The following is a 23,345-nucleotide window of genomic DNA, read 5'->3' as shown; positions in this document are numbered from 1 at the left end:
CAACGCACTTGGGCGGAGCGGGAGCGCTCCGCCGGAAATGCCGAGCCGCATTAAGCCAGTCTGTCCAGCAGGGGCTTCAGCCTGTCGCCGTAGCGCTTCCACAGGTCGACCGAGCCTTGATACATCGGCTGGCGCACCTGCGCGGCGGAAGCCGTGCGCACCGGCCGGTCGGTCTGGTGGAACGACAGCACGGCATCGTCCCATGGCAGCCCGAGATAGTCGATCAGCGCCCGGCTCTGGCCTTCCTGGTCGGCGACGAAATCCTCGTAGCGCACATCGTGCACGACGCCAGGCAGCACCTTGTGCCAATGCGCCATGATGTCCGTGTAGAGATTGTGGAAATCGGCGAGTTCGCCCAGATCATAGCCGTAGCGGTGGCTGTCGCCGCGGAAATGCACCTTGTAGATCGAAAGGCAGGTTGCCGCCGCATCGCGGGCGCAATGGATGATCCTGGCCTTTGGCATCATCATGTGGATGAAGCCGACAAGCAGGAAGTTGCCCGGCATCTTGTCGGTGACGTGGCGCATGTGCGGATAGCGGGCATGCAGCATGTCGAGATAGGCGCGTCCCGCCTCGGCAAAATCCGTATCGGGCGCATCCGAAACGCCCCAGGGGAAGCCGCCGGGCATGGTCGCCGGGAACTGCCTGCCGACCGCCGTCTTCAGGATGCCGAGTTCGCCGGCGCCGTAGACCTGCGGATGGCTGGCGATGATCTGCTCGACCAGGGTCGTGCCCGAACGAGGCATGCCGACGACGAAGATCGGCGTATCGTCGGAGATCGCGCTGGGCCTGTGCTTCTGGAAGAAATCCCTGTCGAACACCGTTTTCATAGCCTCGAATTCGGCGCGTGTCCTTTCCGCGTCGTAGTCGATGCCCTTGCGGCGGATGGCATTGCCTTCGGCGAAATAGTCGAAGGCTCTGTTATAATCCTTCAGATCGTCATTGACCTTGCCGAGGCCGAAGGCAAGCTGCATGCGCGCCAGGCTGTCCGGCAGCGCCTTGGCGTGCTGGGCCTCCATCCCGGTCAATTCGGCATCGCGCTCCTTCTGACGCTTGACCTGCGTCAGCATCAGCCAGGCGCGCGCCATGCCGGGATCGGCCGCCAGCGCCTGCCGGAACAGGTCGGCCGCCTCGTCGAGCTCGCCTTTTTCCATCAACCCGACGCCCAGCCCGTGCAGCAGTTCGGCGTCCTTCGGACGGATCGACAGCGCCCCGCGAAAGACGGCCAGCGCCTCGTCCAGGCGCCCCGCTTCCTGCAAGGTTTCGGCAAGCCCGATGCGGGCGCGGAAATGGAAGGGATTGCGCGCGACCGTGCCGCGATAGATCTCCTCGGCGCCCTCGAACTGCCCAAGCTGTTTCAGTGACGAGCCGAGATTGTCGCGCGCCGCGAGCTGGTCCGGCCGCAGCGCCACCGCGCCGCGGAAGAAGTCGGCGGCCGCCGCGACACGGCCGAGATCGCGCATCACCGTGCCGAGGTTGTTGAGGAAATCCGGATTCTTCGGCTGCAAGCGCACCGATTGCTCGAGGAGACCGAGCCCCTCGGCGCTGCGCCCGGTCTGGTGCAGCAAAAGACCGAGAAAATGCGCAGCCGCCGCATGGTTGACCTTGTGCGTCAGCACTTGCCGATAGAGCGCCTCGGCCTCTTGCCGCCGCCCCGCCTGATGCAGTTGCAGCGCCCTCTGCACATGCTGGTCGAGACTCGACGGCGGCTGTCCGCCCGAGCCGGAGTTGGCGCCAGCACCCGCCGCTCGTCTCTGATCTCTGTTAATGGGAAACCTGCCGTGTTTGTCCGCCTGCCGCGATCTAGGCCATTGGCGCGGCGGGTTCAAGGCTTTGCTTGGTTTCTTGCGCTTGCCATCGGCGCGGACAAGATCAAATCAGCCGGTTGGTCTCAGCCGTCTGCCTGGCGCGCCGAACCGTTCCGTCAGTATCGGCGATCGTCCGCCTTTCCGCCTCGTCGCTCCTGACGGTCAGCCGCGCCGACTTGACGATCATAGGTTTGCCGGTACGCCCGATGGCGACGGCATATGCAGTGGCCGGCCTGATGGGCGGGTTGATCGCTGTGGTATTGCCTCGTGAGCTTCTCGCAGAAACCATGGTTTTTGTCCTTTTTTTGGAGAAATAAAACGCAAATTTCGGGAGCGGACCCCAAAATGATTTTTTGAGAATTTTTGGAAAATATCATCAAACCATAGCAGAGTTTTTCAAATTAACGCAGCAATCTTTTTCCTTTGGCTTACTTATTTTTCCAAATCTTCTTGAAAACTATGCAAAGTCGAGCTACATATATATGAGCGTTTGGGCCAGAATTGGCATTTCGCGGCGTCAGAGGTTCTCGACCCGCCAATCTCATTCCAAATCATCGATATCGGCAACGCGGCGCATTTGCTCCGCGACCGTTCTCATTCTTCGAAAGACACCCATGAACACCGGAACCGTGAAATTCTACAATGGCCAGAAGGGTTTTGGCTTCATTCAACCAACCGACGGCGGTAAGGACGTTTTCGTCCATGTCAGCGCATTGGAACGCGCGGGCTTTCCTGGCCTCGCCGAAGGCCAGAAGCTGCAATTCGAGTTGGAGCGTGATGCCAAGGGCCGCGAGTCGGCCGCCAATTTGCAACTGATCTGATCCGGCCGAATTCGATGACCGCTGACCACGGATGTACTGGCAGCTCTCGAAAATGGCTTATTTCCAGCGATTGCCGGAAATAGGAAAGCGGGGCTCGTCCCCGCTTTTTTGCTTTGAGGCTCTCCGCCTCGCATGTCGCCACAGGGCTTAAAACATCAAGGCAGGACAATGCCGGACCGCACGACCCATTCCGTCGCACATTTCATGGCTCCTTTCGTACTCGGCGGGCTGGAAGGGCAACTGCCGGCGGGCGACTACGACATCGATCACGACGAAGAGCTGATCGAGGGCATGTCGCGGCTTGCCTGGCGCCGCGTCGCCACCTTCATCCATTTGCCGGCAAGAGCGGTGAAAAACCCGACCACCAGTCAACTCGTCGCCATCGATTACCTGGACCTCGAAACAGCGCTGAAGCGCGACAGGGAGAATGCAGCATGATCCGTTTCCAGCAGAATGCGCGTCCGCGCACCGACACGCCCTCGCATCTCTTCGCGGTCGGCCAGACCGTGCGCATGAAGAGCCGCACAGGGCTCCTCAACAAGACTGCGGAGCTGTTCGAGATCAAGAGCAGGCTGCCGGTCAAGGACGGCTCCCCGCAGTACCGCATCCGCAGCGAGCAGGAGACCCACGAGCGGGTCACCACGGAAGACAATCTCGAACCAGCCGACAATCCGATTGGTACCGACAATCCGATCGTTGGCAACGATCCGGCGGTCTGAGACCCCGGCGACGCCAGACCACCAGCACGAGGAGCAGACAAGATGGCCAAGGGTCAACAGCGCAGCAACCGCGAAACACGCAAGCCCAAGAAGGATAAGGTGGTGGCCAAGCCCGCCTCCCCGTTCGGCTCGTCGGTCAAGCAGGCCGAGAGCGGCCTGAAGCCGAAATCGAAGAGCTGATCGCGGACGACTTCTTCCGCGCCCATCCCTGCCGCAGAATCTCCTGCCGGAGAATCTCCCTGGCGGAACAACGCACCATGGAGGCGTCCTTGAATTTCGTCATCGAGTTTTACCGATCGCGCGAAGCCGAGGAAGCGACGCTCGACAAGGTGTCGCTGGAAGCCCCTACCCTGCGCGCAGCCTGGCAGGGCGCCACCGCGCTCTTCCATACGCTCGCAATGCCGCAAATCCCCGACCGCGTGCGCATCTGCGATGAGCACGGCAGCGAGCTTTACGCCGGGCCGGCCGACGGCGCCTATCCATCCGCGTTGTGACCGTCACACGTCCCCGAAATTTGTTTTAGACGGCATCCGCGTTTCCCAAAGTGCGGAAAAGACGAACACCCGGCCTTTCAGCAGCGGCCCCCGCCAACGATGCGGTAGTCGGCGGCGCGTGCCTCGCAGGCGTTGGGGAAGGTTCGCAACTCTCCGCCGCGCCGGGCGCAGACCGGCGCGTATTCGCGGGTGCAGAAAGTCTGCTCGCCGCCACCCTCGCCGCCGTCACGGCAGGGACCGTCGCGCACGATGCGATAACCCGCCCGGTCGGCAAGACAGGCATTGGCGAAGGTCTGGCGGTCGTCACCGCGCCTGGCGCAGACGGGCTCGTACTGCTTGGTGCAGAATTGCGGTCCCGGCCGCGGCGGCCGTGGCCGCGGTCCCGGGCCGTCGTCGACGACCACTGTACAGGCGGCAAGAACAGCCGACAGGAACAGGACGACAAAACCCTGTCGCGAGAAGATTGCCGCAAGAAACCTCATGATCGTCTCTCCCTCGATCCTCGCCTCGCTGCGTGCCGCTCCAAATACGCAGCTGTTCGGGACAATGATATTCACGAAGCAAAGGCTCAAACCAGTCGCGCTGTTGCGATCCTCCGCATTCCATCGCCGATTGCAACCCTCGTTTGCAGCCGGCTGCTAAAAAGAACGTCGCCTGGATTATCCCGGCGCCTCGCACCGCCAGCCGTCGCCGCCGCTGGCCCATGCGTGACGGGGCTGTGGCCGATGACCCCTCAGGCAACGAGGCCTATTTGCGGCGCGTCGATGCTCGGATTGGTCGATTCATGCGTCGGGACGCGCCCATCGGGGGCGGCCCGCGGCGCTATCTTGCAACCTTCACTTTTCCGTGCGATAAATTCCGTGTTCGGGCATTTGCGACCCGGAGAGCGGAACGTTTTGGACGACCTTTCCCCGATACTGTGAATCTCTGACGGCCCCGTTTTTCGGCGGGGGGTTTGACCATGCGCCAATGCATGACTGCCGAAAGCTACCACCGGGAACTGCCCTCGACGCGAGGTGGCGGGCAGGACCATCAAGACTGAACGGGTGAAGGAGTTTCCCCAATGGCCCAGACCGGCACCGTTAAATTCTTCAACGCGACCAAAGGCTTCGGTTTCATCACGCCCGACGGCGGCGCCAAGGACGTATTCGTCCACATTTCCGCGATCGAGGCCTCGGGCCTGCGCACGCTCGTCGACGGCCAGAAAGTCACCTTCGACGTCGAGCCGGATCGCATGGGCAAAGGCCCCAAGGCCGTCAACCTCCGCGCCGCCTGAGCCATCGGCCAAGCCGCACGCCCTTCCTGGCCGTGCGACTGAGGCTCCGAAGCTTGAATGACTTCGGAAGAGGCAAACGAATTTTGAAGGCGCGGCGATTTTCGTCGCGCCTTTTTCATGTCGCAGCGCAGCAAAAATGCTGTCGCCCCAAAGTGGATCCGGTGTCGGGTCAACGACATGCATCATAATGAAAACTTAAAGCGCGACGCGCTTTAAGTGCCCGCAAAACTTTCTCTTGCCGATGACGCTAAAATAAAGGACAAATTTCCATTCGGGCATTTGCCGGCCCGAGACTGGAGTTTATGGGATCAAAGGAGCTTCCCATGCCGCAGACCGGCACCGTCAAATTCTTCAACCATGCCAAAGGGTTCGGCTTCATCACACCGGATGATGGCGCGAAGGATGTCTTCGTTCATATTTCGGCCGTGCAGGCGTCGGGTCTTCCCGGTCTTGAGGATGGGCAGAAAGTGACATTCGACACCGAGCCTGACAAGCGCGGCAAGGGTCCCAAGGCCGTCAACCTGTCGATCGGCTGAGCCCGCTCCGGAACGGCGGCTGTTCTGGCAGGACAGCTTCGCTCCCTGGAGCGTTCGATAGTTGATGCCCGTGCCCTCCGGTCAGGCAAAAATTCGTTCAGCCCCCGTTCAGCCACGGTCTCATATTAATCTTTCGTAAAGCCGGACCGCATCCCCGGAATTCTTACGGGCCGGCACGAAGGAGATCGACATGAACCGAATTTTCAAGACAGCCGTGCTGTCCGCCGCAGTGGTTGCCACCACGTTCGCGGCCTTGCCCGCGGCCAATGCGGGCGATTGGCGTCACCGCCACCATCATGACCATGGCGATGCCATTGCCGCCGGCGTCCTCGGCCTCGCGGCCGGCGCGCTGATCGGCGGTGCGTTGGCCAACCAGCAGCCGCCGCCCCGCGACTACTACGATGATGGCTATTACGATCGCGATGTGCGGATTCGCCCGGCGCCGGTCCGCCGCTACTATGCCGAACCGCAAGTGGTCTACGCCGACCGCTATGCCGAACCGTGGACGCGCGGCTGGTACGACTATTGCTCCGACCGGTACCGCACCTTCAACGCCCGCACCGGCACCTTCACCGGCAATGACGGCGAGCAGCATTTCTGCACCGCTAACTGATCAAGGGCTTCCCTGCCTCAACAAAAGCGCTGACCGCAAGGCCGGCGCTTTTTTGTCAAGCCGGCACCGGCTTCGGCGCGACGCGCTTCACGTCAAAAACGGATTGCTCCGCCGCTCCTCGCCGAAACGCCCGCCCGGACCGTGGCCGCAGATGAAGCCGATGTCGTCGCCGAGCGGCAAAAGCTTGTCCTTGATCGAGGCGATGAGTGCCGCATGATCGCCGCCCGGCAGGTCGGTGCGCCCGATCGAGCCGCGAAACAGCACGTCCCCGACATGGGCGAATTTGGCCGCGCGGTTGTAATAGACGACATGGCCGGGCGCGTGGCCGGGGCAATGCAGCACCTCGAAGAGATGCGAGCCGAACGAGACCGTCTCGCCTTCGGTGAGAAACCGGTCGGGCACGCAGTTGCGCACGCCGGCAATGCCATAGCGCTCGCCCTGGTTCTCAAGATTGTCGAGCAACATCCTGTCGGCCTCGTGCGGGCCGATGATCTCGACACCGAGCGCTTCCTTCAACTCCATCGCGCCGCCGGCATGGTCGATATGACCATGCGTGATCCAGATCGCGCCGGCCGATATCGCATTGTCCTTCAGCGCCGCCAGCACCTTGTCGATATCGCCGCCCGGATCGACGACGACACCGTGCTTGTCGTCCATGTCGAACAGGATCGTGCAATTCTGCTGGAAAGGCGTGACCGGCACGATGCCGGCATTGAGCTGACCCATGATCGTCCTTTCGATGTTCACGCCGTGATGTAGAGGCGCGAGCGAAGGGCGTCCACCCTTGGGATCGGTCGTTCCAAAGCGCGTCGCGTCGAAACGCATTCATGCGGCGCGCTCTGGAAACAGAAATGGGCGGCCGAAGCCGCCCATTTGGCCAGCCCGAGATCGCAGGCTTACTTCTTCATGGCGCCCATGACCGCGCCGATAATGCCGGTCAGGATCGCGCCGCCGCCGGCGCCGCCGACGATGTTCTGCAGGTTGAGCGCGCTGCCCAGACCACTCGTCGCTGCCGCAGCCGCTGCCGGATCGACTGTGCCGCCGAGCAGGCTGCCGAGGATCGCCGCGCCGCCGACGCCGCCAATGGCGCCGCCCAGGATCTTGGGAAGCTGCCCCAGCGCCGCCGTCTTGATCGCCGCGCCGACCGCCTGACCACCGATGATGCCTGTAATGATCTGAACGATGATCGGAAGAAGCGTATTCATGTCCATCTTACCAGTCCCTCCATAGCTGCCAGCCTCCCGGGCCGACACCATCATGGAGACGCTGAATTCGGCGAAAGTCAAATGCAGAAACGCTGAAATAAAAGGGGCGGCCCGAAAACCGCCCCTGCTTGCGCGAAAAGCTGTGACTTTCGTTATTCTGCGGCGATCGCGTGCTTCGGCTGAACGGCCGCAGAATAGTCATTCATCAGAGTCTTGGCGATCTCGCCGACCTCGAATCGGTACGGCCCGATCTCCGAAACCGGGGTCACTTCCGCTGCCGTTCCAGTCAGGAAGCACTGCTCGAAGCCCTCGAGTTCTTCCGGCATGATGGCGCGCTCCACCACCTCCAGGCCGCGGTCCTTGGCGAGGCCGATGACCGTGCGGCGGGTGATGCCGTCGAGGAAGCAGTCCGGCTTTGGCGTGTGGATCCTGCCGTCCTTGACGAAGAAGATGTTGGCGCCGGTGGCTTCCGCGACCTGGCCGCGCCAGTCGAGCATCATGGCGTCGGCATAGCCCTTGGCCTCGGCGGCATGCTTGGACATGGTGCAGATCATATAGAGGCCTGCAGCCTTCGATTTGGACGGCGCCGTGCGCGGGTCGGGCCGGCGCCACTCAGCCATATCGAGACGTATGCCTTTCAGCTTCTGCGCCGGATCGAAGTAGCTAGGCCACTGCCAGATGGCGATGGCGCAATTGATGCGGTTGTTCTGCGCCGAAACGCCCATCTGCTCGCTGCCGCGCCAGGCGATCGGCCTGACATAGGCATCCTTGAAGCCCTGCTTCTTCAGCAGGGTGCTGGAGGCGTCGTTGAGCTCGGCCACCGAATAGGGGATCTTGAAGCCGAGCAGCCGCGCCGATTCATGCAGGCGCTCGGTATGCTCGTTGAGCTTGAAGATCTCGCCGCCATAGGCCCGCTCGCCCTCGAACACCGCGCTGGCATAGTGCAGGCCGTGGGTCAGCACATGGATCTTGGCCTCGCCCCATTGCACGAACTCGCCATTCATCCAGATGAAGCCGTCCAGTTGATCAAAGGGAACGGATGCCATGGTAACCTCCCGCGGGCGGCAGCCCGCATATCGTTGTTCGTTGCGTGCTCTTGTCGGCCGCGCCAACTGGTTGGGGCGCCTGCCGCTGTCTGGAAAGGTAGGCGGATAATCGTGCTCTGGCAAACTCAGGAAGTTCCGGAAAACCCGGCCTGTCTTGCCTTTTCGTTCGCAATCCGCCCAAAACCTTGTCAAAAATTACCATTGCAGGGAAATTACGTCAATAGTACTGACATAATCTTCCCTACTCATGGAGAAAAGATGACGGATCGAAGCCGAGCAGCCGGGACGCCGATCAGGACCGCGATGTCAATCGAGGATGGCATTGATTTCGCCCTCATCGAGCTGTTTTTCTTCGCCTATCGCGATTTCACCTCGGATCCCGATCAGATCCTGGCCGACTATGGCTTCGGCCGCGCCCACCACAGGGTGCTGCATTTCGTCAACCGCAGGCCGGGCCTGACGGTCGCCGAACTGCTCGATGTCTTGAAGATCACCAAGCAGAGCCTGGCGCGCGTGCTGAAGCAGCTGATCGACACCGACCATGTCGTGCAGTTGCAAGGGCCGCGCGATCGTCGCCAGCGCGAACTGTATCCGACCGCCAAGGGCCGCGCGCTGGCGCTGGCGCTGGCACGGCCACAGTCGCGCCGCATCCATGCTGCATTGGAAGATTCCGGAGCCGCCGAACGGACCCAGGTGGAACGCTTCCTCGAAGCAATGGTCAATCCGGAACTGAGAGCCCAGATCGACGTTGGGTCCGCAAAAATGTCAGGGAAAAGCCATGGAGAGCACTGAACGCGCTGATCACGCGGCCGCACCGGACGACGATGCGCCGCATCTGCTTGTGGTCGATGACGACACCCGCATCCGCAACCTGCTCAAGCAATATCTGACCGAAAACGGTTTTCGCGTCACCGTCGCCGGCAATTCGGGCGAGGCCCGGCGCAAGCTCGCCGGCCTCGACTTCGATCTTCTTGTGCTGGATGTGATGATGCCCGGCGAAAACGGCGTCGACCTGACCAAGGCGCTGCGGGCCGAGAAGAACGTGCCGATCCTGATGCTGACGGCGCTATCGGAAACCGACAGCCGCATCACCGGCCTGGAGGCCGGCGCCGACGATTACCTGCCAAAGCCCTTCGATCCGCGCGAATTGATCCTGCGCATAAACAACATCCTGCGCCGCGGCGGCCCTGCGACCACGCCCAAGGTGGAGCAGCTCGTCTTCGGCCCCTACACGTTCCAGATCGCCAGGCGCGAATTGAAGCGTGGCGGCGAGGCGCTGAAGCTGACCGATCGCGAGCAGGAGATACTGGCGATATTCGCCGCGCGCGCCGGCGAAACCATCCCGCGCCACGAACTGGTCGGCGACGAATCGGATGTCGGCGAGCGCACCATCGACGTCCAGATCAATCGGCTGCGCCGCAAGATCGAGCGCGATCCCTCCAATCCGGTCTGGCTGCAGACGGTCCGCGGTATTGGGTATCGGCTCAGCGTCGAATAGACTACCGCCTTCGGCCTGCCTGACGGCCACGGAGCGAGCGAAAGGTGAATGGCGACCACGGAACTGGAACAGCCGGAATCTGACGGCTTGAGCACGCGCTCCACCCGGCTGCTCAAGAGGGTTCCGCGCGTCTGGAACCGGTTCTGGCGCCTCGTTTCGCTCTACATGCCCAAGCGCCTCTACGCGCGCTCGCTGATCATCGTCATCGCGCCGATGATCCTGCTGCAATCGGTGGTCGCCTTCGTCTTCATGGAGCGGCATTGGGCGACCGTTACGCAGCGCCTGTCGCAGGCGACCGTGCGCGACATCGCCGCCATCATCGACCTGATCGAGACCTATCCGCACGACGCCGACTACGCCAACATCATCCGCATCGCCCAGGACCGCATGCAGTTGAAGGTCGACCTCCTGCCGCCCGACCCGCTGCCGCCGCCCGGGCCAAAGCCGTTCTTCTCCATCCTCGACGACGTTCTCTCCGCCGAGATCACCCGCCAGATCAACCGGCCGTTCTGGATCGATACGGTCGGCAACTCCAACATCATCGAGGTCCGCGTCCAGCTCGAAGGCAAGGTGTTGCGCGTCTTCGTGCGCCGCAGCCAGGCCTATGCTTCGAACACGCACATCTTCCTGATCTGGATGGTCGGTACCTCGCTGGTGCTGCTGATGATCGCCATCCCCTTCCTGCGCAACCAGATCCGGCCGATCCTGACGCTGGCCGAAGCCGCCGAAAGCTTCGGCAAGGGCCGGCCGATGCCGCGTGATTTCCGCCCGCGCGGCGCGGAGGAGGTCCGCCGCGCCGGTTTTGCCTTCATCCAGATGCGCGAGCGCATCGAGCGCCAGATCGAACAGCGCACCGCCATGCTCACCGGCGTCAGCCATGACCTCAGGACCATCCTCACCCGCTTCAAGCTGCAGCTGGCGCTGGCGGGCGGCAAGGCCGAGACCAAGGCCGCGCTCAACCAGGACATCGACGACATGCAGTCGATGCTCGAAGGCTATCTTGCCTTCGCCCGCGGCGAGGCCTCGGAAGACACCGGGCGCTTCGATCTCGAAGCCTATTTCCAGAAGCTGAGCGAGGAAGCTCGGTTGCGCAAATGCAAATTGTCGACGACGCTTTCCGGCGATCCGACCGTGCATGTGCGGCCGAACGCCTTCGCCAGGCTGATGTCGAATGTCATCGGCAACGCCTTCCGCTACGCCAAGACGGTGGAAGTGGCCGCCAATCATGGCCGCGGCTCGCTCGTCGTCACCATCGACGATGACGGTCCAGGCATTCCGGCCGAAAAGCGCGAAGAGGTGTTCAAACCCTTCATGCGGCTCGACGAGGCCCGCAATCTCGATGCCAGCGGCACTGGCCTCGGCCTGTCGATCGCCCGCGACATCGCCCGCAGCCATGGCGGCGACATCACGCTCGACGTCAGCCCGCTCGGCGGCTTGCGCGCCGTGATCAAGGTTCCGGCCTGACAGGGATTTTTATCGCGGGAAGCGGAAACCGTTTCCGGACGAGGTCATGTTCGGCCGATTTCATTGGCCCGTCATGAAACCATGCTGAAGAGCGCGCATGAAGCGCGCGACCTCACTTGATTCGAGCCCCCCGTCTCACTTCGATCCCGTGCCCGCCCGGGTGCGCTGGAGCGAAGCGAGGGCCGCAGGCTGGTCGCCGTCCCGGCATCATACCGAGGCAACCGCCGACCTTTCGAGCAAAGGCCCGCCATGCGCATATTGATGGTCACCGACGCCTGGCGCCCGCAGGTCAATGGCGTCGTCCACACGCTGGAGCGGCTCACCGAGACGCTGAAATCGTTCGACGTCGCGGTGGATTTCCTGACGCCCAACATCTTTCGCACTTTGCCCTTGCCGACCTATCCCGATATCCGCCTGGCGTTGACCACGCCAGGTCATGTCGCGCGCCTGATCGAGGCCTACAAGGCAGACCACATCCACATCGTCACCGAAGGTCCGCTCGGCATCATGGCGCGGCGCTACTGCCGCAATGCCGGCCGGCCGTTTACCACCAGCTACCACACACGCTTTCCTGAATATCTCAGCGCCCGGCTGCCGGTGCCGGAAAGCTGGGCCTATCGCTGGCTGCGCGATTTCCACAATTCCGGCCAAGGCACGCTGGTCGCGACGCAGTCGCTGGCGGATGATCTTGCAGCGCGCGGCTTCAACAAGCTGAGGCCATGGACGCGCGGCGTCGACACCGATCATTTCCGGCCCGACAAGAGGAAGGATCTCGGCTTCCCCGGCCCGTTGTTCCTCTGTGTCGGCCGCGTCGCCATCGAGAAGAACCTCTCCGCCTTCCTCGATCTCGACCTGCCCGGCAGCAAGGTGATTGTCGGCGAGGGCCCGGAACTGGCGAAGCTCAAGGCGCGCTACCCCGCCGCGCATTTCCTTGGCCACCGCCCCAACGACGAACTGGCCGAAATCTACGCCTCGGCCGACGTCTTCGTCTTTCCGAGCCGCACCGACACTTTCGGCAACGTCATCATCGAAGCGCTGGCCAGCGGTACGCCGGTCGCCGCCTTTCCGGTCACGGGACCGATCGACATCGTCGGCGACGGCTTCGGCGGCGCGGTCTCCAGCGACCTGCGCGAAGCCTCGCTCGCCGCCCTCGATGTCGACCGCGCCCAGGCGCGCGAACGCGCCATGCGCTACAGCTGGAAAGCCTGCGCGGAAATGTTTCTCGATACGGTCCAGGAGGCGCTGGGCACGACGCGGAAACTGGCGGCCTGACGCTACCTCTCGGCTAAAACAGCCGCCCGCCGTCCGGCACCTTGCGCTCGATGGCGCCGAGCACCACGGCGCCCTCTTCGTCGGGAAAGCCGAGCGTCAGCACTTCCGACATGAACGGCCCGATCTGGCGCGGCGGAAAATTGACCACCGCGAACACCTGCCGGCCGATCAGCGTCTCGGGCGTATAATATTTGGTGATCTGCGCCGACGATTTCTTCACCCCGATCTCGGGCCCGAAATCGATCTTGAGCTTGAACGCCGGCTTGCGTGCCTGCGGAAACGGTTCGGCCTCGAGGATCGTGCCGGCGCGGATGTCGACACGATCGAAATCGGCGAAACTGATCTCGGGCTTGCGCTCGCTGCTTGAACTCATGTCGAAAACATCTTGGTCAGGCGTTGCCGAAAGTCTCGAACAGCACCCCCGCCAGCGCGTCCTTGGCCGATGTGCCGGACCAGACGACGAACTGGAACGCCTGGAAGTAGCATTCGCAGGCCTCCAGCGCCGACGACAGCAGCACCTCGACCTGCTGGCTCGATGGCTCGACCCCGCCCGCCAGAAGCAGCGACTGGCGGAACATGATAGCGCCTTCCTGCTCCCACAGGTCGAAATGGCCGAACAGCATCTGTTCGTTGATCAGCGACAACAGCCGCATCACTTCCAGCGCGCGGGCCTCCGGCACCTTGATGTCGAAGGCGCAGGCCAGATGCAGCGCCTCGAAATCCTCCATCCAGGAGAAGGAGACGTGATAATCGGTCCAGCTTCCGGCGACCGAGATCGAGATTTCGTCGTCGCCGGCCCGTTCGAAGGACCAATCATTGTTGTGGGCCACCTGCTCAATGACATCCACCGGATGGATTTCGCGGGAGAATTCGAGTTCGAGAAGTTCCATGGAATGCTTCCTGTGTTCAGGGGAGCGCCACACGCTCCGCGGGGCACACACGACGAACAATCTGATCTAGAACTCGGACGGCCAGGACTTCTCGACGCAAAGACCCCAGACCGGACCCCACCGCCCGGCGCATGACCCTGCTCCGAATCATGCAACAAATTCAGTCTATTGATCGGGAGTCGCGTGAACAGCCCAATTTTTCGCGCTGCGTCATTCGCATGTGGAAAGGCGCTGTCACACAGAGTCACGCAATGCCGGTAAGCGATTCACGGCAAAGCGCTTTTCAGGCTGGTGCTTTGTGGAAAAGTTTAACGAATTATTTTTTCGGCCTGGGCTTTGCGGAAGCCGCAGGTGTGGCCTGCCCGGTCAGTTCGGCAAGCTTGGCCTCAAGCGCCTCGATGCGGTCGGCAAGGCGAGCATTCTCTTCCCTGGCCTTGGCGGCCATCTCGCGCGCGGCCTCGAACTCCTCGCGCTGCACCACGTCCATCGAATTCAGGATGCGTTCGGCCTGTCCCTTGAAGGCGGTCTCCACCTCGCGCCGCACGCCCTGCGCGGCGCCCGCGGCATCGGTCATCAGCTTGGCGAATTCGTCGAGAATGCGGTTCGGTCCGGTCGACATGGCAAATCCTCGGTTGCTGAAATTGAGTTAGTAGTGCCGCGCGCCGAATGCAAGAACGTTGAGGGTTGCCGTTCCATCTGCGTTGCTGTGGCGCATGGCGGTGCCATTCCTGTAAGAAGCTCCCGGACGACGCCAGAGCTGTACTTGAGGGCGCAAGCTCGCCTATTGTGTTCTCGTCTCGTATTGCCTCAAGCACACTTCAGTCAGGTCACCAATGGCAACCCCTCCGCGCCGACCGACCAATCCGATGGCAGCCGCCGAAGCTGCCTTCAAACCGGTGAAGAAGCCGGCACCGCCAATTCGCGAAGCTTCGGCCGCGCCGAACGTCCGCGAGCTTGTTTCGATCCGGATCGACCGGGCCGTGCTCGATCATTTCCAGGAAGATGGCCCCGGCTGGCAGGACAGGATCAACGACGCGTTGCGGCAGTTGGTGGCCGCCAAGCCAAGGGACTGAGCTCACCGCCCGCACGGCGCGATGGGCCTGCAAGCGGTGATCCGATCCGATCTTTGAGGCCGACCACCTTGCCTTGACCCCGCCAAAACCCTGCCGCATGGTCCGCGCCAAACGCAACCGAGAGCTCCCGTTGAACGAATATTTCCTGCTGCCGCTGGCCTCGTTGCCCTTTCCCAACATCGACCCGGTGCTGATTCAGATCGGGCCGCTGGCGGTGCACTGGTACGGCGTCGGCTACATCGTCGGCATCCTGTTCGCCTGGTGGTACGCCAAGCGGCTCGCCGCCAATCCGAAACTCTGGCCCGACGGCATCCTGCCGATGAAGCCGGAGGACCTCGATGATTTCATCATCTGGGCGGCCATCGGCGTCGTGCTGGGCGGGCGCACCGGCTACGTGCTGTTCTATGACCTGCCGCGCTATATCGCGCATCCGCTCGACATCTTCGCCGTCTGGCAGGGCGGCATGTCGTTCCATGGCGGCCTGCTCGGCGTCATCCTCGCCATGACGCTGTTTTCGATCAAGCGCGGCATCCGCACCTGGTCGCTGTTCGACGTCGTGGCCGCTGGCGTGCCGGTCGGTCTTGGCCTCGTGCGCGTCGCCAACTTCATCAACTCCGAGCTCTGGGGCCGGCCAACCGACGTGCCATGGGCGATCGAGTTTCCCAATGGCGGGCCGTTTACCCGCCATCCGAGCCAGCTTTACGAGGCCCTGCTTGAAGGCCTGGTGCTCTTTCTCGTGCTGCGCTTCCTCACCCATTCTCGCCTCAAGCTGAAAACGCCGCGCTTCGTCGGCGGCGCCTTCATCTGCGGCTATGGCCTGTCGCGCATAGCAGTCGAATTCTTCCGCGAGCCCGACCAGCAGCTCGGCTATCTCCTTGGCACCAACTGGCTGACCATGGGCATGATCCTGTCCTCGCCGATGGTGCTGGCCGGCATTTGGGCGATGACGACAGCCAAGCCGGTGCCGCAGTCACGGCCGCAGGCGACATGACGCGGCTGAAGGCACGCATCGTCGATCTGATCGAGGCGACAGGGCCGATCCCCGTCAACGAATACATGGCATTGTGCCTGTTCGATCCCGAGGCGGGCTACTACACCACGCGCGAACCGTTCGGCGCCGCCGGGGATTTCGTCACCGCGCCGGAGATCAGCCAGATGTTCGGCGAGCTCGTCGCCGTTTGGCTCTACCAGGCCTGGCTGGCGGTCGGCCGGCCGACGCCGGTCACCATCGGCGAGATCGGCCCTGGCCGCGGCACGCTGATGAAGGACATGCTTCGCACCCTGTCGCGGCTCGAACCGGCACTGGCCAACGACGCCGCTTTCGCCATGATCGAGACCAGCCCGCGCCTGACCGAGGTGCAGAAACAGACGCTCGGCGCCACACCGTTCTCGATTCGCTGGCACGAGACCATCGATACGCTGCTGCCACAGCCGCTCTTCATCGTCGGCAACGAATTGTTCGACGCCATCCCCATCCGCCAGTTCGTCCGCGTCGGCACTGGCTGGCGCGAGCGCGTGGTCGGCCTCGACGGCGCTGACAATCTTACCTTCTTCGCCGGCGCCGGCTCGCTCGACCCGACGCTGCTGCCCGCCGATGCCGGCGAGGCACCGCAAGGCGCGATCGTCGAAGTGGCGCCGGCGCGCAGCGCCCTGATGGCGACCATCGCCGAGCGCATAGCCGCTCATGGCGGCTCCGGCTTGTTTGTCGACTATGGCCATCTGCGGCCGGGTGTCGGCGACACGTTGCAGGCCCTGCGCCGTCATGATCACGAAGATGTGCTGGCCAATCCCGGCGAAGCCGACCTCACCTCCCATGTCGATTTCGCCGCCCTTGCCGGGGTGGTGCGCGCGCATGGTCTGGACGCCCATCTATCGACGCAGGGCGATTTCCTGCTCGGCCTGGGCATTCTGGAGCGCGCCGGCCGGCTTGGCGCCGACGCCAGCCAGGCGGCACGCGACAAGATCGCTGGCGATGTCGAACGCCTCGCCGGGCCGCAGGCCATGGGCGACCTGTTCAAGGTGCTTGCCATAGTGCCGCGCGGCGTTGCCGTTCGCCCCTTTGCCCAGGCTCCGAGCTCGGATTGACAAGGCGTGACGACGGCCAGTCCGGTTGTGTCGGTAGCTTTTCATGGCCGGCAACTTCTCATGATAGGAATTTTTTCTTGACAGGGTGAAGGCAACTATGGTAGATATTTGGTTATGGTGCTGAGTTGCGCCAGGGACCCGCCGCACAGGCGGGTTTTTCCGTTCAATGCTCCCTCACCGCGCAGCGGCGAAGGAACCGTTACCCCGGATTCGTTGCGTTGCCCCTTCGCCACGCCGGATTGACTTTTCATCGTCACCCCTCCCAATCTCCCGTCCGGTAAAAGAGCGGCTGAACGCCGGCCGTCTCGCTTCGGACTTTTTCTTGACGAAACCGCCCACACGGACAACAACGCCCACATGCTGAATCAGACCAAACTGGATCCCGTGCGGTCGCCGCTGCTGGACCTGGCGCAGGCACAAGGCATCCGCCACGGTTATTTCACCCGCGTCGGCGGCGTCTCGACCGGCATCTATCAGGGCCTCAACATCGGCACCGGCTCGGATGACGACCAGGCGCTGGTCGCCGAGAACCGCCGCCGTGTCGCCGCCTGGATGGGCGTGCCGGCGGACCATCTCCTGACCGCCTGGCAAATCCATTCGCCTGATGTCGTCGTCGCCAGGGGACCCTTTGCAGGCGAGCGTCCCAAGGCCGACGCCATCGTCACCGACCGGCCGGGCATCGCCATCGGCGCCTCGACCGCCGATTGCGGCCCTGTGCTGTTCGCGGATGCCGCGGCGCGTATCATCGGCGCGGCGCATGCCGGCTGGAAAGGCGCCTTCACGGGGGTGCTCGAGAACACCATTGCCGCCATGGAAAGTCTCGGCGCCAGGCGTGAAAACATCGTCGCCGTGCTCGGCCCCTCGATCGGCCCGGAAAACTACGAGGTCGGGCCTGAATTCGTCGCCCGCTTCGTCGAGGCTGATGGCGAAAATGACAGATATTTCGCGCCTTCGGCGAATCCCGGTCATTCGATGTTCGACCTCAACCGCTACACGGTGGACCGGCTCGACAGGGCGGGTGTGACCGCGCAAGGTCTCGGCCGCTGCACCTATGCCGAGGAAGATCTGTTTTACTCCTACCGGCGCACGACGCACCGCAAGGAACCCGATTACGGCCGGCAGATATCGGCAATCGTTTTGGAGAGTGAATAATGGCGCTGCATTTTGAACGATCCGAATTCGACGCGCGCCGCGACCGGCTGGTGATCGAGATGGCCGAGAAGAAGCTCGACGCCATCCTGCTCTTCGCGCAGGAAAGCATGTATTGGCTGACCGGCTACGACACGTTCGGTTTCTGCTTCTTCCAGTGCCTGGTGGTGAAAGCCGACGGGTCCATGGTGTTGCTGACCCGCTCGGCCGACCTGCGTCAGGCGCGCCACACCTCGATCATCGACAACATCGTGCTGTGGACCGATCGCGATGACGCCAATCCGGCCGTCGACCTGCGCAATCTGCTGAACGAGCTCGACCTGCTCGGCGCCCGCATCGGGGTCGAATACGACACTCATGGGCTGACCGCCTATAATGGCCGCCGCCTCGACGAGCAGCTGCAGACCTTCGGCCAGATCGCCGATGCATCCGGCATCGTCGGTCGGCTGCGCCTGTTCAAGAGCCCGGCCGAGATCGCCAAGGCCGAGAAGGCGGCGAACCTGGCCGACGACGCGCTGGATGCGGCCTTGCCGCTGATCAAGCAGGGCGGTGACGAGGCGCTGATCCTTGCCGCCATGCAAGGCGCGATCTTTGCCGGTGGCGGCGACTATCCGGCCAACGAATTCATCATCGGCTCCGGCGTCGACGCGCTGCTGTGCCGCTACAAGGCCGGTCGCCGCAAGCTCACCAAGAACGACCAGTTGACGCTCGAATGGGCGGGAGTCTTTCATCACTATCATGCGCCGATGATGCGCACGGTGCTGACCGGCAAGGCCTCGAAGCGTCACCAGGACTTGTTCGACGCGGCCCGTGCCGCGCTGCTGGCGGTCGAGAAGGCGATGACGCCGGGCAACAGTTTCGGCGATGTGTTCGACGCGCATGCCCGTGTCATGGAGGCACGTGGACTGACCAAGCATCGGCTGAATGCCTGCGGCTACTCGGTCGGCGCCCGCTTCACCCCGTCCTGGATGGACATGCCGATGTTCTACCAGGGCAATCCCGAGCCGATCGCGCCGAACATGACGTTGTTCGCCCACATGATCATCATGGATTCCGAAACCGAGACGGCGATGACGCTTGGCCGCACCTATCTCACGACCGAATCACAGCCGAAGCCGCTTTCCCGCCATGATCTCGACTTGATCGTACAGTGAATCCACGATGGGAGGCGTTCTTCGCCAAGGAGTTAGAAGGCAAATGAGACGATCGCAGCTGACGACCGTGTCATTGCTCGTGGTCCTGGCGCTCGCCGCCTGCACCAACGCAAAAGACGTCCTCGAACCCTCCGCCATCACCCCGCCCACGGCCGCGGCGCCGGCCACGCCGGCAGCCCAGGGCAGCGCCGCCACCCCGGCGCCCGCTGGCCCTGCCACGACCACGGCGGGCGCTCCAGCAACGACCACGACGTCAGCCACGCCCGCACAGACCGCCGCAATCCTTGCCAGGACGCGCCTGCAGATCGCGCCGATCGTCGGCGCTTCGGTGGAAGCGGCGACGCCGCTGACGGCGGAGTTGCAGACGCGCGCTAGGCAGCGCGGCATCACGCTGGCCGGCAGCGCCGACCAGACCGCGACCCATGTGCTCAAAGGCTATTTCTCGGTGATCTCCGAAGGCAAGGACACCACCGTCATCTATGTGTGGGACGTCTACGATCCCTCGGGCAACCGCCTGCATCGCATCAACGGCCAACAGAAGGCGGCTTCGGCCAGTTCCGGCGCCAGCGGGGGCGGCGACAGCTGGAAAGCGGTGGCGCCAGCCACCATGCAGGCGATCGCCGACCAGACCATCGACCAGTTCGCGGCATGGCTCGGCGGCAAGGCGGGCTAGACCATCGGACCCGAATGGAAACGGCCGCGGGGAAATCCCATGCTCGAACAAGGGGAAGGAGCAGCGGCGGCGGGTCAGCTGCCCAGTGTTGCCCATACGCGATGGCGCGAACATTTCCCAGGATTAGCCGGCGGATTTCCAATCACGGTGCTTGCAATAGCCGCGCGGGCCGCTAAAAGCCCGGTTAAAGGGCGTAGGCGAGTCTGTTGGGGCTCTCCATCCTCCACCAGGAACGGTGCATGAAACTCTTCGCGGGCAATTCCAACAGGGTGCTGGCCGAGGCGGTCGCCCGCTATCTCAACATCCCGCTGGGCAAGGCCAGCGTCAGGCGCTTCGCCGACCAGGAAATCTTCGTCGAGATCCAGGAAAACGTGCGCGGCGAGGATGTCTTCATCCTGCAGTCGACTTCCTTTCCGACCAACGATCACCTGATGGAACTGCTCATCATGATCGACGCCTTCATGCGCTCGTCGGCCAAGCGCATCACGGCGGTGATCCCCTATTTCGGCTATGCCAGGCAGGACCGCCGCGCCTCCGGCCGCACGCCGATCTCGGCCAAGCTGGTCGCCAACATGATCACCCGCGCCGGGGTCGACCGCGTGCTCACGCTCGACCTCCACGCCGGCCAGATCCAGGGCTTCTTCGATATTCCGACCGACAATCTGTTCTCGGTGCCGGTCATGGCCCGCGATGTGAAGGCGAAATACAAGCAGCTCGGCAACGTCGTCGTGGTGTCGCCCGACATTGGTGGCGTGGTGCGTGCACGCGCGCTGGCCAAGCGCTTCGACGCACAGCTCGCCATCGTCGACAAACGCCGCGAGCGTCCCGGCGAATCGGAGGTCATGAACATCATCGGCGCGGTCGCCGGCAAGGACTGCCTGCTGATCGACGACATCGTCGATTCCGGCGGCACGCTGTGCAACGCCGCCGATGCGCTGCTGGCCAACGGCGCCACCAGCGTCACCGCCTATATCACTCATGGTGTGCTGTCGGGCGGCGCGGTCACCCGCATCAGTGGCTCCAAGCTGCAGGAACTGGTGATCACCGATTCCATCCAGCCGACCCAGGGCGTGCTCGACGCCCCCAATATCCGCGTCATCTCGATCGCCGACCTGATGGGCGAAGCCATCTCGCGCACGGCAACCGAGGAATCGGTGTCGAGCCTGTTCGACTAATTGTCGATCCCGGCGGGCGCGTAGCGCAGCAAAACCGATTACAACGTGCAATCAGTGCTCCTGCAAATGGACCTTAGACCGAAGGTTGGCGCATCAGCTTGATGCCATCGGCATGCCTCAAGCGGCGATCGGACCGCCTATGCGCCGCGGGTTTTCGCCGGCATCTCGCGCACCGCGCATATAGCCGCGCGGCGAGGCGCCCAGCATGCGCTTGAACATGGTGATGAAGGCCGGCACGCTGTCATAGCCGAGATCGAGCGCCACCCGGGTGATCGGCTCCCCATCGGCGAGCCTCGGCAGCGCCGCGAACAGGCATGCTTGCTGGCGCCATGTCGACAGCGACAGTCCGGTCTGGCGATGAAAGGCGCGCGTGAAGGAGCGTCGGCTCATGCCGGCGGCGTCCGCCCACTCGTCGATCGTCGCGCGCGGCGACGGTGCCGCCACGAAACGCCGGCACAGCGCCGCCAGCCTGGGATCGGAGGGGAACGGCAGGCCAAGCGGCCGCTCCGGCAAAGTCGGAATTTCGTGCAGCAGGAGATTCATGATCAGCCCGCCACGCCCTTCCAGCACGCCGCCTTGCGGCAGTTTTTCCGATTCAACGATCAGGCTGTGCATCAGGTCGGTGACGCCGACGACGCGCAAGCCTTCCGGCAGTCCGGGGATCGCTCCCGGCATGACATAGACCGAGCGCATCGAGACATCGCCCAGCATCTCGACGGAATGCTCGGTGCCCGCGGGGATCCACATGGCGTGATCGGGCGGCACCATCCAGCGCCCGTGCCGCGTCGTCACCAGCACGACGCCGACCAGCGCATGCAGCAACTGGCTGCGGCTGTGGCGGTGCCGCGGCACATGGTAGCCGTCGGGATATTCGGTCGGCAACGCCACCGCCGGCCCGGCCACTTGCTCCAGCCATAGCCAGCGACGCTCGTGCAACTGCTCGAGGTCGGCATTGCCAGCGTGAAAAATTTCCCTGCCATGCGGCATAAGCTATGGCCCACTTGCGAAACTATTGGACCAAACCACGAAAGAAGTCGTCCCGCAAGCGGCCTATAAGCCATCCGTTCCCAAGGCGGCCGCAGGAGCGTCCGCCAGCTTGCCCGCGGGTATGCCCGCCAAAAAGACTACGGAGCCTGCCTTGACCGATACGACAGCCGTCGCCCCTCCCGCGACCGCCAGCCATGCTTCAGCCCAGGCGACGGCCTTCACCGTCATCCTGGCGGTGAGTTTTTGCCATTGCATCAACGACATCATGCAGTCGCTGCTATCGGCCATCTATCCCCTGTTGAAGGAGAATTACGGCCTCGATTTCTGGCAGATCGGCCTTCTGACCTTCACCTTCCAGGTGACTGCGTCGTTGCTGCAGCCGGTGATCGGCATGATCACCGACAAGCGGCCAATGCCCTATTCCCTGCCCTACGGCATGGCCTCTTCGCTGATCGGCCTGATCGTGCTTGCCTATGCCGGCCACTACACGCTGCTCCTGATCGGCGCTTCGCTGATCGGCATCGGCTCGGCGATCTTCCATCCGGAATCCTCGCGCATCGCCCGCTTCGCCTCAGGCGGCCGCTTCGGCCTGGCGCAGTCGCTGTTCCAGGTCGGTGGCAATTTCGGCCAGTCCATGGGACCGCTGCTGGCGGCATTTATCGTCGTGCCTTTCGGCCAGACCAGCATTTCATGGTTCGCCGTCGGCTCGCTTATCGGCATCGTCGTGTTGTGGCAGGTCGGCGGCTGGTACAGCCGCTTGCGCGCCACACAGGCGAACCGCAAGACGTCCAGTTTCGTCTCGCCCTTCCCGCGCCGCAAGGTGATGGGGGCCCTGGCCGTGCTGACGCTGCTGGTGCTGACCAAGAACGCCTACATCGCCAGCCTATCCAGCTACTACACCTTCTACGCCATCCATAAGTTCGGCGTTTCGGTGCAGATGTCGCAGGTCATGCTGTTCCTCTTCCTCGGCGCCTCGGCGCTGGGCATCCTGCTCGGCGGCCCGTTCGGCGACCGCTACGGACAGAAGGCGATGATCTGGTTTTCCATCGTCGGCGTGCTGCCCTTCACGCTGGCGCTGCCTTACGCCAACATGGAATGGACGATGGTGCTGACGGTGCTGATCGGCCTGATCCTGTCGTCGGCCTTCTCCAACATCGTCGTCTTTGCGCAGGAACTGGTGCCGGGCCGCGTCGGCATGATCGCCGGCATCTTCTTCGGCTTCGCCTTCGGCGTCGGCGGTATCGCCGCCGCCGTGCTCGGTATCGTCGCTGACATGAAGGGCATCGACTTCGTCTTCCAGATCTGTTCGTATTTGCCGTTCCTGGGCCTGTTGACGGTGTTCCTGCCCAATATGAAGGAAGCACGGAAGGCCTAACCTGGGAAAGCGCCTCGACACGTGCGAGCGCG

At 63.2% G+C, this 23,345-nt stretch carries 30 protein-coding genes; 20 read left to right on the top strand and 10 right to left on the bottom strand.

Annotated elements, in window-relative coordinates:
* Positions 1-50 precede the first annotated feature (50 nt).
* Both FJ946_RS26285 and FJ946_RS26280 read right to left on the bottom strand, forming a co-directional pair.
* On the bottom strand, positions 51-1,685 hold the full coding sequence (locus tag FJ946_RS26285) for a tetratricopeptide repeat-containing sulfotransferase family protein (RefSeq protein WP_140495996.1): 1,635 nt from the start codon (positions 1,683-1,685) through the stop codon (positions 51-53).
* 187 nt (positions 1,686-1,872) lie between these two features.
* Positions 1,873-2,097: a hypothetical protein gene (locus tag FJ946_RS26280; RefSeq protein ID WP_140516868.1), complete on the bottom strand. Its 225-nt coding sequence runs from the start codon at positions 2,095-2,097 to the stop codon at positions 1,873-1,875.
* 325 nt (positions 2,098-2,422) lie between these two features.
* On the opposite strand from FJ946_RS26280, the gene FJ946_RS26275 reads away from it, so the two are divergent.
* The 5 genes from FJ946_RS26275 (at position 2,423) to FJ946_RS26260 (ending at position 3,842) form a co-directional block, all read left to right on the top strand.
* Positions 2,423-2,629, top strand: a complete 207-nt coding sequence (locus FJ946_RS26275; protein ID WP_140495998.1) for a cold-shock protein — start codon at positions 2,423-2,425, stop codon at positions 2,627-2,629.
* Between the two features lie 168 nt (positions 2,630-2,797).
* The gene (locus FJ946_RS26270; protein ID WP_140516870.1) at positions 2,798-3,067 is read left to right on the top strand and encodes a hypothetical protein; all 270 of its coding nucleotides are present in this window, start codon (positions 2,798-2,800) and stop codon (positions 3,065-3,067) included.
* Complete coding sequence (locus FJ946_RS26265; protein WP_140560619.1) at positions 3,064-3,348, top strand: hypothetical protein; 285 nt, start codon at positions 3,064-3,066, stop codon at positions 3,346-3,348. Before FJ946_RS26270 ends, FJ946_RS26265 begins: the two co-directional genes overlap by 4 nt.
* 42 nt (positions 3,349-3,390) lie before the next feature.
* On the top strand, positions 3,391-3,528 hold the full coding sequence (locus tag FJ946_RS30880; protein WP_181165218.1) for a hypothetical protein: 138 nt from the start codon (positions 3,391-3,393) through the stop codon (positions 3,526-3,528).
* A gap of 89 nt (positions 3,529-3,617) precedes the next feature.
* On the top strand, positions 3,618-3,842 hold the full coding sequence (locus tag FJ946_RS26260; protein WP_140567053.1) for a hypothetical protein: 225 nt from the start codon (positions 3,618-3,620) through the stop codon (positions 3,840-3,842).
* A 77-nt stretch (positions 3,843-3,919) separates the two neighbouring features.
* Here FJ946_RS26260 and FJ946_RS26255 read toward each other — a convergent pair whose 3' ends face one another.
* Positions 3,920-4,324, bottom strand: coding sequence for a Kazal-type serine protease inhibitor (locus tag FJ946_RS26255; protein WP_140567056.1), 405 nt, complete (start codon positions 4,322-4,324; stop codon positions 3,920-3,922).
* 581 nt (positions 4,325-4,905) lie between these two features.
* On the opposite strand from FJ946_RS26255, the gene FJ946_RS26250 reads away from it, so the two are divergent.
* The 3 genes from FJ946_RS26250 (at position 4,906) to FJ946_RS26240 (ending at position 6,267) form a co-directional block, all read left to right on the top strand.
* The gene (locus FJ946_RS26250; RefSeq protein WP_006202520.1) at positions 4,906-5,118 is read left to right on the top strand and encodes a cold-shock protein; all 213 of its coding nucleotides are present in this window, start codon (positions 4,906-4,908) and stop codon (positions 5,116-5,118) included.
* A 323-nt stretch (positions 5,119-5,441) separates the two neighbouring features.
* On the top strand, positions 5,442-5,654 hold the full coding sequence (locus tag FJ946_RS26245; RefSeq protein ID WP_006202521.1) for a cold-shock protein: 213 nt from the start codon (positions 5,442-5,444) through the stop codon (positions 5,652-5,654).
* 190 nt (positions 5,655-5,844) lie between these two features.
* Positions 5,845-6,267, top strand: coding sequence for a BA14K family protein (locus FJ946_RS26240; RefSeq protein WP_140516874.1), 423 nt, complete (start codon positions 5,845-5,847; stop codon positions 6,265-6,267).
* 87 nt (positions 6,268-6,354) lie between these two features.
* Here FJ946_RS26240 and FJ946_RS26235 read toward each other — a convergent pair whose 3' ends face one another.
* The 3 genes from FJ946_RS26235 to FJ946_RS26225 all read right to left on the bottom strand — a co-directional run bounded on the left by FJ946_RS26235 (position 6,355) and on the right by FJ946_RS26225 (position 8,518).
* Positions 6,355-6,993, bottom strand: a complete 639-nt coding sequence (locus FJ946_RS26235) for an MBL fold metallo-hydrolase (protein WP_140496004.1) — start codon at positions 6,991-6,993, stop codon at positions 6,355-6,357.
* A 170-nt stretch (positions 6,994-7,163) separates the two neighbouring features.
* A complete protein-coding gene (locus FJ946_RS26230) occupies positions 7,164-7,478 on the bottom strand; it encodes a hypothetical protein (protein WP_140496005.1) in 315 nt (104 codons plus the stop codon).
* A gap of 146 nt (positions 7,479-7,624) precedes the next feature.
* Positions 7,625-8,518, bottom strand: coding sequence for a branched-chain amino acid aminotransferase (locus tag FJ946_RS26225; protein WP_140496006.1), 894 nt, complete (start codon positions 8,516-8,518; stop codon positions 7,625-7,627).
* A 258-nt stretch (positions 8,519-8,776) separates the two neighbouring features.
* On the opposite strand from FJ946_RS26225, the gene FJ946_RS26220 reads away from it, so the two are divergent.
* The 4 genes from FJ946_RS26220 to FJ946_RS26205 all read left to right on the top strand — a co-directional run bounded on the left by FJ946_RS26220 (position 8,777) and on the right by FJ946_RS26205 (position 12,752).
* On the top strand, positions 8,777-9,310 hold the full coding sequence (locus FJ946_RS26220; RefSeq protein ID WP_181165219.1) for a MarR family transcriptional regulator: 534 nt from the start codon (positions 8,777-8,779) through the stop codon (positions 9,308-9,310).
* Entirely contained in the window at positions 9,297-10,016 is a 720-nt protein-coding gene (locus tag FJ946_RS26215) for a response regulator transcription factor (RefSeq protein WP_140496007.1), read from the top strand. Before FJ946_RS26220 ends, FJ946_RS26215 begins: the two co-directional genes overlap by 14 nt.
* Before the next feature lie 48 nt (positions 10,017-10,064).
* Positions 10,065-11,480, top strand: a complete 1,416-nt coding sequence (locus tag FJ946_RS26210) for an ATP-binding protein (protein ID WP_140567059.1) — start codon at positions 10,065-10,067, stop codon at positions 11,478-11,480.
* A 249-nt stretch (positions 11,481-11,729) separates the two neighbouring features.
* A complete protein-coding gene (locus tag FJ946_RS26205) occupies positions 11,730-12,752 on the top strand; it encodes a glycosyltransferase family 1 protein (protein WP_140516878.1) in 1,023 nt (340 codons plus the stop codon).
* 13 nt (positions 12,753-12,765) lie between these two features.
* Here FJ946_RS26205 and FJ946_RS26200 read toward each other — a convergent pair whose 3' ends face one another.
* The 3 genes from FJ946_RS26200 to FJ946_RS26190 form a co-directional block, all read right to left on the bottom strand.
* Positions 12,766-13,125, bottom strand: coding sequence for a tRNA-binding protein (locus FJ946_RS26200; protein WP_140567062.1), 360 nt, complete (start codon positions 13,123-13,125; stop codon positions 12,766-12,768).
* Between the two features lie 16 nt (positions 13,126-13,141).
* Positions 13,142-13,642 carry a YbjN domain-containing protein gene (locus FJ946_RS26195; RefSeq protein ID WP_127855850.1) on the bottom strand — a complete coding sequence of 167 codons (501 nt, stop codon included), beginning with the start codon at positions 13,640-13,642 and terminating at the stop codon, positions 13,142-13,144.
* A gap of 316 nt (positions 13,643-13,958) precedes the next feature.
* On the bottom strand, positions 13,959-14,261 hold the full coding sequence (locus tag FJ946_RS26190; protein ID WP_140524903.1) for an accessory factor UbiK family protein: 303 nt from the start codon (positions 14,259-14,261) through the stop codon (positions 13,959-13,961).
* Between the two features lie 214 nt (positions 14,262-14,475).
* Between FJ946_RS26190 and FJ946_RS26185 the strand changes: the two genes are divergently transcribed.
* The 7 genes from FJ946_RS26185 (at position 14,476) to FJ946_RS26155 (ending at position 20,951) form a co-directional block, all read left to right on the top strand.
* Positions 14,476-14,715: a BrnA antitoxin family protein gene (locus tag FJ946_RS26185; protein WP_031250360.1), complete on the top strand. Its 240-nt coding sequence runs from the start codon at positions 14,476-14,478 to the stop codon at positions 14,713-14,715.
* A 130-nt stretch (positions 14,716-14,845) separates the two neighbouring features.
* Entirely contained in the window at positions 14,846-15,706 is an 861-nt protein-coding gene (gene lgt, locus FJ946_RS26180; RefSeq protein ID WP_140496012.1) for a prolipoprotein diacylglyceryl transferase, read from the top strand.
* Positions 15,703-16,800: a class I SAM-dependent methyltransferase gene (locus tag FJ946_RS26175; RefSeq protein WP_140516882.1), complete on the top strand. Its 1,098-nt coding sequence runs from the start codon at positions 15,703-15,705 to the stop codon at positions 16,798-16,800. Before lgt ends, FJ946_RS26175 begins: the two co-directional genes overlap by 4 nt.
* 357 nt (positions 16,801-17,157) lie before the next feature.
* Entirely contained in the window at positions 17,158-17,952 is a 795-nt protein-coding gene (pgeF, locus tag FJ946_RS26170) for a peptidoglycan editing factor PgeF (protein WP_140496014.1), read from the top strand.
* Positions 17,952-19,103, top strand: a complete 1,152-nt coding sequence (locus tag FJ946_RS26165; RefSeq protein WP_140567065.1) for a Xaa-Pro peptidase family protein — start codon at positions 17,952-17,954, stop codon at positions 19,101-19,103. The genes pgeF and FJ946_RS26165 overlap by 1 nt, the downstream gene beginning before the upstream one ends.
* 43 nt (positions 19,104-19,146) lie before the next feature.
* On the top strand, positions 19,147-19,776 hold the full coding sequence (locus FJ946_RS26160; RefSeq protein WP_140496016.1) for a hypothetical protein: 630 nt from the start codon (positions 19,147-19,149) through the stop codon (positions 19,774-19,776).
* Positions 19,777-20,015: 239 nt separating this feature from the next.
* On the top strand, positions 20,016-20,951 hold the full coding sequence (locus FJ946_RS26155; protein WP_140496017.1) for a ribose-phosphate pyrophosphokinase: 936 nt from the start codon (positions 20,016-20,018) through the stop codon (positions 20,949-20,951).
* Between the two features lie 117 nt (positions 20,952-21,068).
* Here the strand turns inward: FJ946_RS26155 and FJ946_RS26150 are convergent, their stop codons facing one another.
* Positions 21,069-21,938, bottom strand: coding sequence for a helix-turn-helix transcriptional regulator (locus FJ946_RS26150; protein WP_140496018.1), 870 nt, complete (start codon positions 21,936-21,938; stop codon positions 21,069-21,071).
* 151 nt (positions 21,939-22,089) lie between these two features.
* On the opposite strand from FJ946_RS26150, the gene FJ946_RS26145 reads away from it, so the two are divergent.
* The gene (locus tag FJ946_RS26145; protein WP_140666080.1) at positions 22,090-23,313 is read left to right on the top strand and encodes an MFS transporter; all 1,224 of its coding nucleotides are present in this window, start codon (positions 22,090-22,092) and stop codon (positions 23,311-23,313) included.
* Positions 23,314-23,345: the final 32 nt, after the last annotated feature.

The sequence above is a fragment of the Mesorhizobium sp. B2-4-7 genome, from assembly GCF_006442685.1.
Taxonomy (GTDB): domain Bacteria; phylum Pseudomonadota; class Alphaproteobacteria; order Rhizobiales; family Rhizobiaceae; genus Mesorhizobium.
Note: the sequence above shows the minus strand (reverse complement) of the source record. Positions and strands in the feature narration are given on the sequence as shown.